The following is a 21,777-nucleotide window of genomic DNA, read 5'->3' as shown; positions in this document are numbered from 1 at the left end:
TAAAGCGAACCGTCTATTAACAAAACTTAAAATCTATAATGCACTTCAGTATTTAGATGCCTATGTTCCAAGACCTGAAATGCAATACTTTCTATACTCAATCTAATGATATTCACTAATTTTTGCGGTTGATATACACCCATCCTGTAACTGTTTTTCCTCCAGCCTGTGTAATGCTATAGAAATAAGTACCGGTAGGCAGCTCTTTGTTGCCGCTGTCCTGCCCGTGCCACTGGTTTGTATATCTACCGTTGTAATGCCATAGTTCAAGACCATAACGGTTAAAGATCGTAATCTTGTCTACCTCCATACCAGTAAGGTCAAAACTATCGTTAAGCCCATCGTTATCAGGAGATATACCTTTAGGAATGTTACACATAATACTTTCTACAGTATGTTGTGCTACGGCAGTACAGTTGCCAACAGAAACCGTTACTGTAAGATTCAACGGTAATGTTAGTGTAGTATTGCTGTAATAATCTGTAATATTAAATTCAGCATTACCAGAACCAACTTCTGCACCAGATGTATTAGTCCATTCAAAAGATACATCATCAGATGCTGCACCATTTATAGTCGCTATAAGCCATGTATCGTTATCCCGGCATTCCTGTGTAATAGTAGCAGACAGGTTACCGTATATAGTAACAGAATCTGTAGACGACCCACCCAAATTACAGGTTGCAGCAGCTATGGTATACTTAATTTCGTAAGTTCCCGGCTGGCTGGCTACGATGTCAATCTCTCCTGTCTGAGAATTAATTACAACACCCTGTGGTGCACTAAACGTACCTCCGGCAGTAAAATCTGCAGGAAGTTCAGGAAGCGCGTTTGCGCTATCAACACAGTAGCTTTCAGCAAAAGTAAATGCGGTAACCGGGGTAACCGGAGCCGTAAACTCAACTTCAAACGAGTGTGTGCCTCCGCTTAAACATTCTGTAGTATTACCGGTTACGGTATAAGTAACTGTATGTGTACCCGCTGTTGCCGAAGCAACATCAATTTGCCCGGTCGTTGCATTAACTGTTAACGTAGCAGATGTATATGTACCACCTGCCCTAAAGCCTTCGGCTGTTACCGGCAGTATAGTTTCATTTGTATCAAGACAAATTTTATCAGCATAGTTAAACTCCGTTATCACAGCTGTAGCCTGGTTAACTATTACCTGAATAGCAGCCCTGGCACCTTCGCAGCCATCACCGTTTACATAAGCTACATAATAATTTGTAGTTCCTGTAGCAGCGGTAGCCGGTACAGGTACGGCAGCAAGCGGCGTACCGCCCAGAGCCACATCATACCATACCAGTGTATAGCCTGTAAGCGCAGGTGCTGTAAGTGCATCGGCCTGTGCATTCTGGCAATATGTAACCGGTGTGGTAACTGCCGGTACGGCATCATTAGCCTGGCTTGTAATTATTACACTTTCCTGGCAGTAGCGGGTAGTCCAGTATAATTTATATGCTCCTGAATGTGTAAAGCCATTTACTGTTGTATTAGCCGAAGTTGCATTTGCAAAAGTAACTTCAGATGGGTTGCCTGCGTCAGCTGTCCATACGCCTACACCTTCTGCTTCCAGATTTGTAGATAGTTGTGTACAGCTAAGTGTAACCGGCTGTGTAAGTATTGCTGTTTGTGCCACTATACTTACCGCATCAAGCATATTGCCTATTCCGTTGTCTTTAGCCCTGAATATAAATCGGGTAACATTTTGTCCCGCAGGAACATTATATGTACCTTCATAATTGCTCCACGTCATAACGCCGTTTTGTTCTTGTAACAACTCAAACGGACCTGCAGGCGGGCCAGCATATAACTGCACGGCATTGCCCTGGCTTCTTGATAAATAAGAAAAACTATATGCGTACTTAGTGATTTCGCTACTATCTAAATCCTGGAACATACCTTTTATGTTTACAAGATCGGCAGGATCCGGCAGGGGCTGATCTGAATCAGGAGCCATTAACTGTACCATTTGTCCGCCTTCATATGGTGTAAAGCCGTCAAGGCCTAACCCACTCTGAATGTACAATGTTTCATATAATGAAGGTGCATCTGTTTCCAGTAAGTTGTTTCTCCATCCCGGTACTATGTTTTGAGAATAGAAGTTACTCAATCCTCCAAAACCGGCCTGAGGGCTCTCAAAGCCTCCGTTTACAATATCCAGTCCACAGGTATCTGCCGGTGTGGTAACACAAACATCGAATGTACTTATGTTTGGAATTGTACTATTTAGCGTTAACCTTACTTTATAGCTTGCTCCAACTTCTAACTCTGTGCTGTAAACAGCCAGGATAATATTGTTGTAAGTACAAGCCATTTCCTGTAATGCCGTACCGTTTACTTTGTATAATGTCATTGTAATTTTTGGCTCAATAACATCGGCACTGTTACCTGCTTCATACTGGTGCCTTGCAGAAAAATTACCTAAAGATATTAAGTGAACCTTAGATGCTGCAGTAAAGTCAAACCATATATCGCCGGCATTAGCACCGTTACAAGACATAGGCTCTGCCGATGCAGTAGCACCCATAAAACTTGCTGTACTTACTGACTGCTCACAAACTTCGCCTGCGTTTACAGGAATTGTAATTGCTCTTGATGCATCGTCGTTGCGTACAAATGTATGAGGCCCTGACCAGAAGCTATTGTCTCCTGAACCACAAATTGCCCTTACAAAAAACTCATAGCTTCCTGATTGCAGGTTTAGGAAATCTGAATCCTGTGGTGTGTATGAGTTTGTAGTTACAATTGTACCTGATTGTGGCAATGTATTATTAGCCACCGGCTGGATGCTTACCTCCCACTGCGTTTCTGTACCGCCAGCCGTCCATGATAGCACAGAGGTTGCACTTACGGCAAGATCTGTAGGCTGCGGACATGTAATAGGCCCACAGGTTGATATTGCCCTGTATATGGTGCTCCTTGGTGTAATGTTACCAAGGTCTCCTGTCCATACAACAGCTCCTTCGCTATTTTTTACTGTAACCATAGCGCCAGGATATTGGCCCGGTGCTGTACCTACTGCATCCCAGAATAATGAAAACTCAACTCCTGTACATAAAAACAGTGTAAAATCTACAGGTACCGGCACTTCGTTCCACGCACTTGTAGGGAACTCCATCGTTTGGAGTTTTACACCATTTTGCATTACGTCTATGCCTCCGCCTACACCACCTGTAGGACCTCCGCTTAGAGTAACTGTATATTCACAAAGATTTTCAAAGCTACACATTGTAGTAAACTCAAACGGCCCTACCCACTCGCTGGTAGTTGTACCGCTACATACCGATTTTACATAGTACTCATATTTTACAGCCGGTGTTAAACCTTCTGCCGTGTAAGGATTAGTACTTACCAGGCTACGGTACTGCGCATCTCCATCTCCTACGGGAGCATCAAGCTCTGCAGGCTGCACATATACATACCATTGTGTTTCTGCACCGTTAGCATCCCACGTAAGTGTGGTAGTTGTATCTGTTACTCCGTTAATAGCCAGGTTAGATGGCGCAGGACAAGCCGGTATATCTTCTACAACAACATTGTCTACAAGCAACATCTGCCCGCGGTATCCTTCCCAATTTTCTTCTTTTTGAGGTATATGCCATGCAAAATTAACATCACCCGTTATACCTGCCGGAATGTTTATGATTTTCTCTTTCCACTCAACATTATTTAGCGGCGGATCATCATAAAAATCTCTTTCATATAACATCGTGGTAAACTCGGCAGGAGCTATACCATTTGTCGATAATTTAACCTCTATATCTTCATGAAAATCTGAACTGTATACCCTGTAATAGTAACGTAAACGCTGCCCTGCCCTAACGGTTATTGTTGGAGAAATTAGCCAGTCATCATTAGCACCGTTACTGCCGGTAAACATACCTGCTGTCTGGTTACCTTCATATGTATTAATGGTTATGTTAGTATTCCATGTATAAGAATCAGAATTTCCGTTGATTACCCTCCAGCATGCCTCTGATGCTGAGTTTGTATTAAATGTTTCTGTAAAAGGTGTTGTAAATGCCTCACAAAGCGTGGTAAAGGTAAATGGCCCTACCCACTGGCTTTGTTCTGTAGCACTACAATATGACCTTACATAGTATTCGTATGTTGTATTTGGCAGTAAAGACGCCGCAGGATAAGCTGTATTATTAGTTGTTAGTGTTCCTGCTGTTGTAGGCAAGCCTGTACCAGCTGTCTGAACTTTAATTTCCCACTGTGTTTCCAGATTCCCTGTAGACCAGGCAAGCGTTGCCGTGCTCTGGGTAATGCCAGATGCGGTTAGTGCTGATGGATCCGGACAGGCCGGAGCATCTTCTATTCTTACATTATCTATATTTAATATTGATGTACCCCCTACTGTAGAGAATGCAGGCGGTACCCTGAATGCAATATAAACAGGTCCGTTAGCATTTATATATATCGTTTTTTGAAGATATTCAATATTAGTAAAAGTCATTAATGGCATTACCACACTAAAACTTTCAGGATTAGTATCTGTAGTAGACATTAAAACCTCAACACCAAATCTTGGGTTAGGATAGAAAACTGAAAATGCAGACCTGTAATCAAACTTTAAGGCTTTAGTGCCCACTACATTAATTGCAGGAGATATTAACCAGTCATCATATGATGGTGTACCCCAAAACCTGTTGCCCTGAATTGATGTTGCGTTAGCTGTAATTTGCCATGCTACCCCGTCTTCATTCACATCATTTGTAGTCCAGCACGATTTATGCGTACCCGGATCGTCATCGTTAAAGCTTTCATAGAATGGCGTATCAAATACACTACACAGCGTTGTAAAATAAAACGGCCCTGCCCAGTTGCTTTGCTGCGCAGAAGAGCAATATGCCCTTACATAATATTCATACTGCGTGGCATGTGTAAGGCCGGTTGCAGCATAAGCAGTATCTGTAAGCAGTATACCTGTACCTGTAGGCACTCCGGTATCTTTTGGCTGTACTACAATTTGCCACTGTGTTTCTGTATCGCCTGCTTGCCATGAAAGGTTAGCTGCGGCTGTTGTAATATCTACGGCAGTAAGCGCTAACGGATCAGAACATTCTGGTTTATCTTCAACAACTACGTCATCAAGAATTAAGCTGTATGCTGTTTCATCTGCTCCTGCATCTACATACCATGCAATATTTACGTTTCCGGTAATATTGGTAGGTATATTTACTATTTTTTCTACAACTTCATAGTCAGTATCCTGGCTAATTGTAGGCATTATTACCGTTGTAAAGTTGCCGGCACCAATACCTGTTGTAGACAGTACTACCGAGAAACGGCTAACGCCACCCGAAGTCTGGTATTTAAACCTTAGCCTTTTTGGTGTTGTGCCAAGGTTTATAGTAGGAGAAACAAGCATGTCGTTATTATTTGTAGCGTTGTTGCCCGTAGAGATCATAAAATTCTCCCACGAGTTTCTCCATACCACATCATCTCCATTTATGTTTAAAGGTGTCCAACATGCTGAAGGGTCAGATTCTGTTGCACCATCAAAAGATTCGGTATATGGCGTGTTAAATGGCTCACACTGCGTGGTGAATGCTAAAGGTATACCCCACTCGCCCGGTGTACCATTACAAACCGATCTTACATACAGCTCATAAGCAGTTCCTGCAACAAGGCCTGTATTAATAAGATTGTCTGTATTTGTATTGGTAACCGTGCCGGCTACTGTAGGAACTCCGGCACCAGCAGGCTGAACTGCATATTGCCAGCTTGCAGCACCCGAAGGATTATTCCATGATACAGATATACTGGTTTGCAATAAATCTTTATATGTATAAATACTTGGTGCAGGGCAAACAGAGAAGTTTAATTCAAAATTAAAGCAGATGCTTGTTGCAGTATCAAATACAGATGATATAACAATAATGTAGGTATGCCCGGCTGTTACATATAAGTTAGAAATGTATTTAGGCACCTCTGTTGTAGTAGTATTTAAACCTGCTAAACAGTTTACCCCTACCGATGCACAATCTTCATATACAAAAACACCGGTTAGTGCATTACCAAAACATCCTGTTCCCTGCTCGTAAGGAAGCGTAAATTGTTTGATGTTTATGTACCCGTTTTGGGTTGGTGTATAAGAAAAGAAAGCCTTATCTCCGTTCAGATAATTTTCAGTAACCGTAGCAGGTAAACAGTTGCTGCCATGCGTAGTATAAGTTACATCTGGATTTTGAAATAAATCCAGGTTTGAGGCATATACATAAGGAGTACTTGTTACCGGAATAACAATTGCCGTGTCGCAAGAGGTTCCGGCTGTACGTGTTGTAAATTCAAATGGTCCTGCCCATACACTTGACGATGATGAGCAAAGCGTTTTTATATAAACGTCATAGGTTGTTGCAGGCTCCAGGTTTGATACATTATAAGTGTTTCCTGTAGCTGTACCTGCTGTGCCAGGCGTTTCATTATTGGCTACTATCTGTATTTCAAAGTTTGTAGCTGTAGCGTGTGCCCACGAAAGTGTGGCTGATGTAGTACTGATACCCGCAGCCTGAAAACTGTCTGCAAGCACAGGGGCACACAACTGTGCCGAAGTTACTGATACATCATCAATATACCATGTATCTGCATCAGGGGCAGCAGCAGGCTGATCATTTATTACCACAAACGCAATGTATACACCAAGACCCGGAGCAATACTCGATGGTATGGTTACCGTTTTGCGTTCGTAGCCTATTGGTGTGGCAGTGTTTAATTCAGCTTCTGTCCAGGTTGCTAAAATAGTACTGAAGCCGGCAGGGTCTGTTTGTCCTGCGGTAGATACTCGCACCTGGTAAATGTTACCATGGTTTACAGCATCAGACTGTTTTGTGTAGAAGCTGATTTCGCCATTGGCCGGTACAGTAACCAGTGGCGTTATAAGGTAATGTGTAGACGTGTTTCCGGCACCTATATTTGCTGCTGCCGGGTTTATATAGGCCGCACTGCTATCCTGGTAACCATCTGTAGAAATACCCCATGTGGCACTGCCTGTAGGTGTGTTTACCTGCGCCCAGGTTGAAGGTATTCCGTTGCTAAAATTTTCGAGCGCCAACTGCGCATTAGCAAAATTGCCACAAAAGAAACAAAAAGCAACAAGTAGCATTGCAATCATGTTCTTCCGGGCAGGCAAATGAGCACCGGTTTGATCCGTCTGGATTTGCCCTGTCAGCTTTTTTGGTCGGAGTAGTTTTACAGCCATTAAGTAAAATGTTTTTTAAATTTTAAACTCAAAAAGCAAATTTGACGAAAACTTAACCCTTTAACTATTTAATGGCTTTTGTAATTCGGGAATTTAGAAAGCTTTTTTACAAATGTAACACATTATACATCGGCACTTTAGTTTCCTAACCCTTTTTTAGGCCTCACGCTGCTGTTGTGTGCTTAATATTAAGTCGAGTTTGTTTTTTTGCCCCGCCATAGCTTTCTTAGACCTTATATAATACCTGGCAGCAAAAAAAACAGTCAATAAAATTACTCCGGTAAGCAGGCTAATAAACTTAAAAAACTGATTATTGAGCATGCTTATACTTTCTTTATGAGATTTGGCAAGGCCATTTACAGAATCGCTGATGGCTTTTCGCTCAGCCTCTTTTATAGTGTTCTGGCTGTTTAAAGACAGTTCTCTATAGTATGTAAATTTTTTTGTATTTCCGGTTAAAAGATAATTTTCTGCAAGGCCATGATATATGGTCCCTTCAAGCAATAAATCTCCCACATCTTTACAAAGTTCAAGCGCCTTTTGCAAATTAGCTATTGCCAGTTCATACTTCTCCTGGTGCAGGTATAAATCTGAAAGTCCCTTTAGTGCAAAAGCCTCAAGGCTGTTAGCATTTACCGCACTTGCATTAGCTATGGCTTTTTTATAACACTGTTCTGCCATTTCATAATTTTGGGATGACGCATAGCATTGCCCCTTATTATATTCTGCTATACTAAGATTTGGATAAGCTTTTTTTATACTGGTTGTCTCTCCATACTTAGCAACGGCCTTGTTAAAGTAGTTTATGGCAAGCTCGCAGCTTAGCTGCTCTTTATATATTATTCCTTTTACCAGAAAATTTGTAGCCTGCAAAAATTCGGCATTTTTTACAGGATGATTTTTTATAAATTCATTCCCTCTATCTACGTTTTCAAGCGCCTTGTCATATATTTTTAATTGCTGATATATAATGGCATGCCTGTTAATTACTAATGCCTGCAAATCAATATCATTTGTTTTTTGAACAATTTCCTGTGCTTTTAAAAGCAATTTGAGGCTTTTTTCATAGTCGCGTTTTGCAGTGTAGCCATTTATCTTAAGCATTAATGCCTTAACCCTTTCCGGAGAATCTTTAGCTGAGCTTTTATAAACAGAATCGCCTAAATATATTAGCCTGTCAGGGTTTTTATACATGCTGAGCTTTGAACGTGCAATAATACTATCTAATGGTACTTGTTCAGTACTACCTTTTTTTTGTGCATAACAATGCAAAGGATATCCCATCCATAACATAAATAGTAGAAAATACAGCAAATATGTAATCTTGCTTATATTCATTATTGTTTGCTTATAACGTTTATAAACTCTGTGGGCGATATTCCTGCAATATTCCTGAATACAGTTGTAAAGCTACTGTGCGACGCAAACCCGCTTTCTTCTGCCAGGTAGCTAATTTTATAATTGAGGTAGCTTGGGTCATTTTTAAGCTTTTCTATTATATAATTTATCCTGAGCTTATTAATATATGTATTATAATTATCGTTATAATGCTTATTTATAACTTCAGACAGGTATTTTGTATTTACATCCGTTTCACCTGCTAACATGGCTAATGACATTGACGGATTGATAAACTTGCCCGACTGTTCAAAAACCTTCAGTTTTTCGAGTATCATACGCTCGGTCTCATCCGGCATGGTAATTTTCTTTTCCTTTATTTTTTCTTCTTTTTTTTCAGTGCCGGGCGCAGGTTTCATTTTCTCCAGGAGCTTGTTAGGCACTTCAAGATAACTTATAATTTCCTTTAGCTTACGCATTCGTAATGTTTTATAAACATACATTGCATACCATAAAATTAGTATTAAGAATACTACCAGTCCAAGTACATAGTAATAAATATATTGCGTTGCTTCTCTGGCTTTGTAGGCATTTTCGAGGTCGCCTTTATATAATTTATAAAAACTGTTTAATGCCGTTATTTCATTCTCCTGTATCTTGTTATAGGCAGCAAGAAATTTCTCGTTATACTTTTTTTGTGTTTCAGGCGTGATGTTTCCGGAAAAATATGTTGAAAGCCTTTCATATATATTGCTGTCTACATAAGGATTTTGAAAAACAGATGTTTCATTTTCGGCATCATGCAATATAGAAATGGCCTTATCCTTATTATTGCTTTCTCGTAACTTATCTGAAAGCAGTAGCAATAGCGTGGCTTTATTAAACTTGTTATAAGCTTTTGCCGGTTTATATCTTTCAAGCGCTGTTACAAAATTTTGATACTTGCTCTCTTTAGTTGCTAAAGCCTTTAAAATAATGTACTCAGCATACAGGTCATTATCAGCTGTAACAGTAGGTGCAAATTGACTATATGTAGCATTTAGCACACTATTTGCGGCTTTAAGCCTGTTATTAGTAATAAGATTATTAGCTCTTTCAAAACCTGCTTTTAGCTGCAAACCTTTACACCAGGTTTTAGTATGTTTTTTTATAATTTCATGAGCAATATTTCCATAATCGTCAAACTGGCTTTGTAGCTTGAGGTTGTGGGCTAAACGTTCTTTTCTTAAAACTATTCCTAATTTTAATGAATCATTTATACTTTCATAACTCGCTCCGGCCCTGAATATATGTTCAACAGATTTATCATATTCTCCCTGGAATAATAATAGTCAGAATACATAATATCTACCTGGGCTGTTTCTTGGTAACCGCTAGCTTTATTACTTAAATAACTAAGAATATTAGTTATATTAGAATGGTCATAAAAAATATTCTCTGAAACTTTTTTGTAGAGTGTACTGAAGTCAGATTGCTGGGCGTGTGCTTTAAAAAAAAGGATTAATACAATTGCTGTGAGCACTTGGCTTAAGTAAGTTTTCCAATTTTTCCTTGCCCCCATTTCGTTGTTTACTTCTACACAAATATATATATTTAAACGGATAATACATATACTATCGGTTTTTTGATTGGTTTAACAACTCAACAGCCATTTCTAGGGACCAAAACCTGTGGGGGAATAAAATAAAAAAACTCCTCAGCTTCCTGAAGAGTTTGTAATTGGTGGGCTGTCAGGGATCACAGTCGAACACCTTATACCTATTTTAACTATATTTAATGAGATTTAAAATATTAAATTCATTGATTATTAATAATTTAAAGAAACGCTTGTTGTCGCATATATTTTTACTTTGGAATATTCATTTTATGATTTCATAACACAATTGGTCAATATTGAGAGCTAAAATTTGGAGTAAAATATCTATTTTTAATGTATGAGGGTTTATCGAACACAATTGTTTAACAAAGTTTGAGTTTCAAGCCTAATCTAAAATATCTACTTTTAGGTTTGAAGAGTGAATAAGAAATTCCATAAATTAGTAACTACCTACCATAAAATTTGTGTATTAAGATATAAATAACTTTCACCTGTTAAATGTAGCTACTTCCTTTGCCATCATCCAATAATGGCTATTTTCATTTCTATAAAAATAATCCTATTGCCATTTAGAAATGAAGTACTAATCTATGGTAATTCTACTACCTTTTCCGTGCGCGCCGTACTCTGGGGCATACATGCTCTGGGCAGTACTAAGCCCGTTACTGTAGTTACCAGCAGTATTTGCTGTAACATCATATTCCAATATATAAGTGCCACGTGGCAGTTTTGCAAAAAAGAAATGTGTGGCGGCATCGCGGGTGCTCTTATAATACCCCGCATCATTAAGGTAATGGTAGCTGCTAAGCACATCGGCTGGTTCTAACGCCGCTGCCCTCAGGTCTTTTACATGCACATATTCCAGATCTTCTTTAACGGTTATTATAAGCCGTACTGTAAGTTTATTACCCACCTTTACTACTGTATTTTCATTTACAGGCTGTAAGGGTGCATCTCCCGTTGTTTTTAAATAGAGCTGCCTGGTAATGTTTATGGCACCATCCGGCAGGGGTTTTACAGCATCGGCATCTTCAAAATACTGCCAGTAAAAACCACCATAACCGGGTACCTTGCCATTATTGGTTATAGTAAGTTGCGCGAGTTCATTTTTAATTTCCTGGGACTGCCATCGCAATTTCATATAACCGGTCGCGGCTTCCTTTTCTACCGCGCCCATCTTATCGCTTATATTCTTTTCGCTATTGCCCAGTTTCATAACCGTGCTTTCTTTTTCGGCGAGCCAGTTGCTGCCCTGCATCATCAGGGCATACACGGCCTCGGTTGTAGCCTTAGTAGTAGCCCAGTTATGGGTTTGCTTTTGCTTAATAAGCCATACCTTCATGGCATCAATACTTTGGGTATCGTTAGCTATTTCGCTAAAAGCCTCCATTAGCACGGCTTGGGTTTCTACCTGGGCATGGTACCAGTAATAGCCCGGAGTATTCGCTATCCAGTACATGCCCCACTCGGTATTGTTTGCCGATGTTTCTTTAAGGCTGGCAATAATTTTACTGGCCATTATACTGTCGCCGCTTCGCGATACTACTAGCGCAAGCATGGCTTTTTCATAAAGCGGGTAGTCCTTCCAATGTGTTTTAGCCTCAGCTACATACAATTCCGCTACTTTTGCAAGGGTATCTCCGGGCTTTAAGGTTGTACCATAAAAACTGCGCATATACAGGTAATGCAACTCATTAGTATGGGTGGTAATTTTATACTCTTTTTGTTTTTTCAGGTTTTTATATCCGTCGAGAAAATCAGCATCAAGATAATTAATTGCCTTTTTAGTAATAAGCGCTACACTTTCAGAATCGCTTTTTTGGAGCACGCCCAGCTTTTCTAAATGCCCCAGCCCGGCTACAATATGGCGGGTAATAAAAGCGTCTTCTTTGCCACCCTCAAACCACGGAAAACCACCCGACGGCATTTGCCTATCCCTAAGTTTATTGAGGTTAGCAGCAAGGCCACTGCTTAACTTATCCATTTCAAAAAGGGTAGCCAGGCGGTTGTTTTGCTCCTCGGTTGTTTTACCCTCCAGTAGCCAGGGGGTTTCTTCCAGTACAATGCTTTTTAGTTCGGCATTCTGGGCAAGTTTATTTAAGTTTGCGCCTTTTTCTCTCCACGAATTAAACACCTCGCTTATTCTGGGGTTGCTGTCTAAAATATGCTTTGCAATACTATTAGCATAAAAGCGTGCAAACACCTGTTCAGAACATTCGTATTCAAATTCGGTGAGATATGGTAATGATTTTAAGGCCACCCATGCCGTGTTAGTTGTATATTCAAGCGATAGCAATTGATGTTTTACAGATGGTGCAGCATCTTTAAGGTTTTGAAGCGTATACGTTTTAGTCTCGCCAGATTTTACCCACAGGGGTACGCTTTCGGTAATTAAAATCGTATTATTCAGTACCGGCAGTATGTTTTCTTCGCCATCGCTAAAATCGCCTGCTTTAGCCACAATTTTATACTGCACGCCCTGTATGCCTACGGGTACTGTAAACGTCCAGCTCACAATGCTGCTGCCTTTAGGGGCAAGAGCAAAAGGCACTACCGGCTGTATGTTTATCATTTGCTCATCAAGCGGCTGCATAGTGGCCGCATCAAAAAGTTGCAGCAGGGCGCTGCCGTTTTTAGCCTCGGGTGTAAGGTTTGTTATTTTTGCCGATACCACAACCGTATCTTTTTCGCGTAAAAACCGTGGCATGTTAGGCACCACCATCAGGTCTTTCTGGGTTACAAAGGTGCCCTGAAAATATCCTGAAAGCACGTTTTTGTTATGGGCTAAAAGGCGCAGTTTCCACTCGGTAAGCGACTCCGGCGTTGTAAATGTAAAACTGATGTTGCCTTTTTTATCAGTTTTTAGCTGCGGGTAAAAAAAGGCCGTTTCGTTAAAGCTTTTGCGCGACTCCACCTGCTTTAGGGCTTCAAGCTCTTTTTGGGCATTTTGTGTATTTATGAGTACAACACCGTTAGCTCCCCGGTTTCCATAAATAGATGTGGCCGCTGCATCTTTTAAGACGGTTACAGAACTGATATCATTAGGATTCATTTTTCTGAATTGCTCTCCCGAAACCGGAACGCCATCTATAATAAACAAAGGCTCTGCCACGCCATTTATAGATGCTGCCCCTCTCAATACAACTGTTGTAACGCTTCCGGTCGTCGACATACGTTGCATGTTTAAACCCGGCACTTGCCCTTGCAGCATTTGAATAAACGAAGCATTAGGCCTGCCTTCTAGTGTTTTACTGGTAACCGTAATAATATCGCCCCCAGCCCCAAAACTTTGTGCATGTGTGGTACCGTAACCTATTACTACAACTTCATCCAAATGCCCACTATTTTCGGCAAGGGCAATGTTTAAAATCTTGCCGTCTACTACCGCATCAGCCGATGTAAAACCTATAAAGCTAAAATACAGCTTACTCCCTTTTGCGGCGGCTATGCGGTAATTGCCATCAAAATCGCTAATCGCACCCAGTTTTTTATCGGTTACTACACTTACACCAGGTAAAGGCATACCATTACTATCAGTTACTATACCGGTAACAACGCTAAGGCCATTGGCGTATACTACATTGCCCACTTCAATTTTCGCATAAATATTATCCGATTTATTGATGTTAAAACCAAAGGTATTTAACCGTTGTTCGTAATCAAAAAAGCCCTGGTTTACATAGCCGTAATTATTATTGTAATTTATACTTAACCGATCGTTACGCGCTAACCTACGGCTTGACAGGTCGATATAATCATTCTTATCCTTTTCATAATCACTAAATATATTATCGTTGTCGGTATTAAATTCCCAATCTGCTTTGGTAAACTTATCTAACGACGCATCATACATAGAGGCCAGTACCTCGGCAGGCATTTTGCCTCCTTTTATGGTAAACGACCAGGTTTCGCTCTTGCCGGGCTTTAGCTTATCGGTAAGGGTTTGCGTTTCTACCTCAAGCCCTTTTAGCGAACGATCTATATATGTATAGGGCGCTTTATGCTCAAACGTATTTTGCCATATATAATCTACCTGGTAGGTAAAATGATCCTGCACTAATGTAACCGGTACTTTTACCGTTATTAAGCCATCTTTTATCTGTACGGTTTTAAAAAACACACTTTTTTTGTCGAGCGTACTGATGTTTATATACAGCGGAAATGTAGAGCGAAACTCCAGTATGGCATAGCTGTTGTTGCCACTGATTTTATAATCGGCCACCCTGCTCTCAAAAAGCAGATTATCTGGCGCGGCCTTATCGTCATCGCGTTTAAGGGTAAACTGTCGTTTTGTTTCTACTTTATAACCCGCCGAATCACGGGCGGTATATACCACTTCATACAAGCCCGATTGCCATGCTCTAAAATCGGTAAGGGTCAGCTCTTTAGCCTCGTCGGTGTTTATTTCTTTTTCGAATACTTTTCCTGAATAGACTACGGTGTCTTTCTGTTCCGACGAATACGGATAATACGGAAATGCTTTTTCAAATTCGTCCTGCGGGATGGTTTGTATTTCCGGTGACGGCCAGGGGCGATTGAGATATGGGCCTTTTTTAGGCACCACTTTATAAATGTTCACCGTTCCCTTTGCCGGGTTAAACGCACCATTAAGGTTAGTGCTGTTTAGCGTAAGCACATTTTTATTTTTAGGATTTACCTCTGGCGTTATTGCTGCCGTAAGCATTAGCGAATGATATCCCACCCTCATACTTCCCTCTGCACTGTGGGTTTCACCATTGATATCGGTTACCTCGGCGTTTGCGTTAAAGGTAAAAACCGGCATTTTAGCCGGAGCCGCCGCCTGGTCTGCCAGGGCTGTAAACTTAAGGGCGAACTTGCCTTCGGCATCAGTAACGGCGGTGCCTTTACCTATCTCAGTGTAAGAATAGCCATTGCCGCTCCAAACCCCGGTTCTTGTTATCTTATAAGTTACCGTTGCCCCAGATACCGGCACACCGCTAAAACTTTTTGCCACACCTGTAAGCGTTGCTTTTTCGCCCAAGCGGGTATCGTCTGTTACGGGTTCAAAGCTTACATCAAACGTAGGCCGTTTGTATTCCTCTACACGAAAACTTACATCGTCGAAATCAAAATCGGCATAGTCCCAAAAAGGATGCTCGTCGTGCCTTTTATTATAGGCTGGGTCAGTTTCCATCTCGTTATCCTCATCCAGCTCTATCATAAACTCGCCCGTCATTACGTTTGTGGGCAGTGTATAGCTGCCGGTAAACGACCCGAACTCATTTGTTTTTAGCCTGAAACTTTTTAACTCGTTATAGTGAGAATCGTTTATAACCACCGATACATACAGGTTAGGCACGGTACTGAGTTTTTGTTTCCGTTTCTGGTAAATAATGCCTTTAAAATATACGGTTTGCCCCGGTCGGTAAATGGCCCTGTCTGTAAACAGCTTTGCTGCCACCGGAAACTCTTCATCATCCTCAGCTTTGGTATCTTTGTAATACAGCGCATACTTGCGGAAATGGTCTATAAGTGTATCTCCTGCTACGGCTACTAAAACATTGTTTGTGGGGTGGTTGGGTATTTTCTTTACCTTCTCTGGTTTGTACATAAAACGCCCTTCGCTGTCTAATTTTACCTTTTTACCGTCTATGGTTACTACTGCGTTTACAATAGGGGCACCCGTTTCGGCATTAAGTATCTGGCATGCATTATTATCGTCTTGTATCTCAACGGTTGCCATGTTAATACCGCTTATGGTAAGCAACTCATAACCCAGCGCTACGCCTTTATCATCTACCGCACGCACCAGGTAAGCACCGGCAGCAAGCCCGGGAATAATAACCTCCGTAGAATACTCAAAATGATCGTGCCGTTCGGGCAGTATGTATTCTATCTTTTTCAACAGCTGTTTCCCTGCGGTAAGCGAATCTGCATAGCTTTTAGGAATCACCTTAGGAAATTCCTGCGCTTTTGTATAGATCAGTTTAAAAACATCAAGCTGAACAAAATTGATGTTTTTATATGTAACCCTTGCCAGTTGCGGTTTACCTGGCAATGCGCTACTGTTTGCAAATATAGCAAGCGTGCGGTTTACCAGTTTGTTCTTTAAAACCTGCGCCCGTGTTGCCACATCGTTTACCCGCAAATGGGCTATTATATCATTGCACAGTTGCAATGCCTTATCGTTATACTCCGGGTGTAGTGTTTTAGTAGCCGTTTGTACATACATGCGGGCAAGCTCTGCTTTTGCACGGTAAGCATAAGGGCTATCCTTCCATTGTTTTATAAGCTCCTGTAGGGTATCCATATACACCTGCTCTTTATTTAGCGCCGAAGGAAACGACACATAAACAAATGCCAGCCTGCGCATTATGGCCCTTTGCAGGCTTAGTGTATCTTTTTTTAAAGCATACCATTTTTCTATATTCTGTAGCAGTTGCAGTTTATTATATATCGGGTCTTTGGTAAAGGCAACACTATCGGGAATGGATATTTTCTGAAAAACGCCATAAGTGCCCAGCAACATTTTTGCTATTTCTTTCGGCATCTCCTTATAGTCTTTTTCATAAGGTTTATATTCATTAATATACCTTTCCGCCAGGAAATCATATAAGGGGCGATCTCTGTCGGGTGCCATCGGGCTTACATCGAGTATTTCGTTATAAACCGAAAGTGGAGTTTTATACAATAGCTCTTTAGGTTCCAGGCTTTTCTTGTATGCTTTTATAATGGCGGCTTTAAAATTATTACTTCCCCATAGTGTTATAGCGGCAGTTTCGGTATCGGTTACATCTGCATGGTTGTTTATTGTAGAACTGTTTCGGTTATACACATCATTCAGCATTTCTGCATAAAGGCTTTGCATAAAGGCTTTAGTGGGCGGCGAAACGGTTTTCATTTCAGCCCGTATATCTTCAATTATGCGAAGCTGGGCATCTTCCTCAAGGGTTTGCATATAGCGCGACCGGAAAAAAAAGGCTTTAAGTAGCTGTGCTTCATTATCACTTTTTTTTGCTTTTAGATAAATAGTATCGGTTTGCGCTGCCGCCGATTTTATGAGTCCTTCAGCTTCAAAAGCTATTACTTTCTCCCAAAGCGTATCATAATCCTGGGCTATGGCATTACTAAAAATAAAAAGGCAGCAAAAAAGCAGTATGTTTTTTTTCATGGCGTTGCAGCAGTTGGTATGGATTACGTAAAAATAGGACTAAAAAAATAATCAATACTTATATAGATTGTTTTTTAATCAGAAAGGTTGGGAAGGCTTAATAATTGTTAAAAAGAACTATCCCAAGTCAGAGTGAAGTTACTATATTTAACCGCAGGAATTTACTTTTAATTTTTAGATATAAACAATCAAATTTGATAATCGGAATAAACGTATCTATGATGATTCATTGAGGGAGATGGCCATAAAACCCTCCAATAACAGAGATTGCACAAGATCTCACTTTTGTTCAGTGTACTATATGGTAGTTTTTTCTCTGGTACTTATTGTTTACTATAGCCATTTTTTGAAGCCGAAAAAATTCTTATAATTTAATAGTGATAGTCGCTATTAAATTTGCCATAATTTATCTACTAAAAAAATATAAACTATGAGGTATCTTATCGAAGACCAAATATCACATTAATTCTTAAAAAATCAACATTTCACTATATAATTAATCATTTTTAAAGTAAAAAATCATTGATTTCTCAATGATTTTCGTAGTGGTGGGCTGTCAGGGATCACAGTCGAACACTTGATGCCAGTCCTGATGCTTTTTGAGTATGTAAAATGAAGTATTTTACAATGCTCCGCCGTCTTACGCAGTGGCGACTTTTTAATAATAAGGATAAACAAGTTTCAATTTAGTAGTTTTCGTCTAAGAAATACTAAAACAGCTATCGCGTAAATAACTATTACCCACAGTTAAATTAGTAATTAGAATGTATTATAAAAGCATCTAAAACTTTTACTGAAAATGATTTAATACTTATAAACCCATAGTTTTTTAATTCCCAATAATTTTTACCCCAAATTGCATTTTCCAGACTTAAGTTATATGTAAATCTACTTCCTAATTGAGCATTTAATTCCTGTACGTAAATAGATCTATCGCCAGAAATATAAAACTTGATTGATAACTTATATCTTGAGAGAATAATATAGGAATCTTTTTTTTCTAATGAAATTAATGCGTTTCTATCTGCACCGTCATTGACTTTTGTGATAAGTTTACTAAGCTCTAAATAGATTTGATTGAAAGCAGCTTCAGTTACTGGTCTTTCTTTTGGTGAGCCAAATGTAATATTTGCTCTAGTAATATTTTTACCATATTTTTTTATAATAGGAATTCGTATGAATTTGTCTATTGCAAAAGATAAAACAAAACTTGTATAAAATGGCACACTATAAAATAAATCTGCAATCCTCCTCAAAGGTCTGTAAAAAATGAGATATCTATATCTAATCCATTTTCCAGAAAGATGCTTTTGAGAAGCTCCTAAATATAGATTTGTTTTTTGAGGTCTTATTTTTTTATTTAATTTTTCTCTTGTTGCATCTGTGTTTAAAATTGAAAATTGTATGTATTGACTTGTTGAGTTTGAATATTGACCTTTGTTATATAAATACAACTTGTCAATGAAAAACCATTTTCCCTCTGGTTTCTTTTGGTAGTATGCTTCTAAATAATAATTACTTGATTTCGATATACTCATTTTTGAGCGGTGAAGAACATCTCCGAGAACTAGATTAACAGAACTGTTTGATTCTGGTAAAATTGTTATTGGATTGAATAATTCATACTCTTGATTTTTAAGTTCGTCAATATTTATTGGAATTTTATTGACTAATTGTGATGCATAGTAGATTGCATTATCTGAATTTATTTCATCTGCTTTGTATACTCTAACAGCGAAATCATATATAACTCCATATCTTTTTCTATGATTACATAATTCTAAAGAACAAATGATAGATTCTAAATCCTCACGATGAGGAGTTTGCCTACTCTCAATAATAACTTTTGTTCCGATATAAATTTTTGGAACAAATCTAATTAAATAAGAATCTATAAACGTCCAAATACCCAAAGTTCCTCCAACTATTCCAAGAATATTTGTAAACCAATTTTGTCCAATGGTTGATAGAATTTCGTTCATTTTTTTTACAGTTGCGGGGTAACTTATAATATCTCAGCTACGTATAGCATATATCTATGTTATTGGACCTGCGTATGTGGTACAGCATAGAGTATAATTTTCACAATAGTATATAAAAAATACAACACATGACTCTTCTTAATAAGCGTTTAAATATTTAATTTATTTATTTTCAATTCTTTATAGTTTTTTATTTATTGCAATTTAGTTATTACTTCAGCTACGCAATCACTAAGTAATGAAATCCAATGAGCAATCAATATTGAGTACATCCTCAAGCGTGTTGCCCAATGTTTCCAAGTTGCCGATTTCTATTTCATTCGATATAAAGTATTCCTCGATAGATACGGAATCTCCTCCATTTTTATGAAGGTAATCTATAATTTCATTTAAAATAAAGGTCAGGTAATAACGGAGGTTTGATGCTATGTGTTCATTATTAGTATTGGTTGCTGCATCATGTATTATCTCGTTTCTTAACCTATAAATTCTCGTAAAATGAATTTCAAGATTAATGCGGTGTTTTGCCAAATACTCCGATGCACTCAAAGGTTTACCTGGCTTGGCAAACCAGCGTTTTAATTTTGCTATTCTAAAAGAAAGAAGAGGATGTTTTGGTAAAAGTTTATCCACTGCCTGATCGTAAAAATTAATGTTCAAGAAATCCTCTAACTTATTTGTAAAAAGTGGGATCTCTGCTTTTAAGACCGGATCTAATTGATTGATATCCTTGAGGACACTACTACTGTTCCTTTTTATATAAGCCCGTGAATGCGCATTAATGAAGTGTTCTTTAATGCGATTTATTGTGTTTTGACTCTCGTAATTTGAAAAAAGATATTCTAATCCAATCCAGTAATTAATGAATTTATGCTCTACTTCTGTCGATTGGTTGCCAAGGCGCAGGTAACGAATTGCTGATTTTATTTTATCTTTTGTTTCTGTCTGTACATTTGCATTTGTAAGTATTCCCGGCAGCTTCATAGTAAATTGCTGATAGTGATCTATAGCAACTCTGTATCTACCATCCAGGATATTAACGTTATTTTGGAATCCTCCCCAAGATGGATTTTCAGTATCAATTACCAATACGCGGTTATGTATGTGCAAAAATTCATCTGACAACCCAAGATTTATCACATCAAGATACTCAGATAGAATGCTTCTTGCCTTTTTTAGCGCTGCGAGATAATCTGTAGCGCTTACAGTACACTGTAAAAACTTTCTCGTTGGGGATGGGGTATTGAAGTTAAGTAATTCATTTTGTCTCCAATCTCTTAATTCTACACCCTCTACGCTGTTGTTTAATATTATTGCTTCAGAGGTTATCGCGGTAATTGCGTCATAAACTTTTTCAGTTGTATCCATTCTGAAGGTCACGTTAAACACAATTTCTTCATGAATAATCTTCTGTTCAAATCCCCTAAAATGATTATCAAACTCTCGTTCTTCGGTTAAAGTATTTACAAAAATTCCGTAGGTAATTTTATACAGGTATCCTTTTGAAAAGCCCATACTTATGAGCTCGCTCAACACTATATTCAAAGTCGTATCAATCTTTTCAAGATTCAAAACGGATGAATCATTGGTATCGATCAGTTGCTTTAATCCTACAAGGGCTAAAGATAAATAATCCGAGTTTTCTTTGATTAGGAAATCAATCGAAGAAATTACTTTTAAATAATTCATCTCATCAATATTTTCCAGAACCTTTTTCAGATAAACTGGCGATACAGAGCTGAAATGAAGATAATTCGGATCTAATTCTAACGCCTGCAAACACTCATCTACTAATGCTTTCTTGCTTTTATCTTTATGCCTTATTGTTTGGAAATGTTTAATCCTTCCTGCTTTAAATTCGCGAAGGCAATAGCGCAATTCTTCCAATACTGTTTTAGGATTGTGAAGCCTAACCCTGTACGAATCAATCGTTCCCAAATACAACATCTCCAATGCTTTTTCTATAAAAAAACGTTGACAAATCGTTAAACGGGTATTTTTGTGGTTGATAAGTTGCATTAATAAAACATATTAACTACTTTTGTAAAGTGATTTACAGACTTTAATTACATTCAATTGTATCAAAATAAAAAAGGAAGATAAGATTTTATTGGTACTGGACGAAAGTTCCGCAATTTAATTCTACTTCCTTAGATATTGAGGAGAGCCTATTGGCTCTCCTTTATTTTATAACCTTTTTCTTTAATTCCGTTGTTTACCTCCAGCATTTGTATCGTTAAAAGTGCCATATCATTTACGCTTTGTATTTCGTCAGCAAAAAGTAAGCATTTAGTTTAATGTTGCTAAGTAATATTTTAAACTCGCTTCAATGCATATCTTTTAAACTTCTTAGAGCATTTTTACCATGAAATTTCCACAAATCAACTAAAATTCATCTAAAGCAAACGTACTTAAATTGAATATGAAATGCAAAATAATTATATTCTGTGATGTCAAAAATACAAATATAATAACAGAATATAAATTCTAAGTATTAGTTTTTCCAAATTAACCAAAGGCT

The 21,777-nt window shown here is 38.7% G+C and carries 6 protein-coding genes; all 6 read right to left on the bottom strand.

All coding sequences use genetic code 11. The features are described from left to right. Positions 1–115: 115 nt before the first annotated feature. Complete coding sequence (locus DYH63_RS01005; protein WP_116787026.1) at positions 116–7,207, bottom strand: choice-of-anchor J domain-containing protein; 7,092 nt, start codon at positions 7,205–7,207, stop codon at positions 116–118. Positions 7,208–7,363: 156 nt separating this feature from the next. Next, entirely contained in the window at positions 7,364–8,401 is a 1,038-nt protein-coding gene (locus DYH63_RS01000; RefSeq protein WP_162926880.1) for a tetratricopeptide repeat protein, read from the bottom strand. A 143-nt stretch (positions 8,402–8,544) separates the two neighbouring features. After that, the gene (locus tag DYH63_RS00995) at positions 8,545–9,663 is read right to left on the bottom strand and encodes a helix-turn-helix domain-containing protein (RefSeq protein ID WP_116787024.1); all 1,119 of its coding nucleotides are present in this window, start codon (positions 9,661–9,663) and stop codon (positions 8,545–8,547) included. 1,062 nt (positions 9,664–10,725) lie between these two features. Further along, positions 10,726–17,274 carry an alpha-2-macroglobulin family protein gene (locus DYH63_RS00985; RefSeq protein WP_116787022.1) on the bottom strand — a complete coding sequence of 2,183 codons (6,549 nt, stop codon included), beginning with the start codon at positions 17,272–17,274 and terminating at the stop codon, positions 10,726–10,728. Positions 17,275–18,026: 752 nt separating this feature from the next. Then, positions 18,027–19,256: a hypothetical protein gene (locus DYH63_RS00980; protein ID WP_116787021.1), complete on the bottom strand. Its 1,230-nt coding sequence runs from the start codon at positions 19,254–19,256 to the stop codon at positions 18,027–18,029. A gap of 231 nt (positions 19,257–19,487) precedes the next feature. Further along, entirely contained in the window at positions 19,488–21,275 is a 1,788-nt protein-coding gene (locus tag DYH63_RS00975) for a hypothetical protein (protein WP_116787020.1), read from the bottom strand. Positions 21,276–21,777 lie beyond the last annotated feature (502 nt).

Origin of the sequence: Flavobacterium psychrotrophum (assembly GCF_003403075.1) — a bacterium.
Lineage (GTDB): Bacteria > Bacteroidota > Bacteroidia > Flavobacteriales > Flavobacteriaceae > Flavobacterium > Flavobacterium psychrotrophum.
Note: the sequence above shows the minus strand (reverse complement) of the source record. Positions and strands in the feature narration are given on the sequence as shown.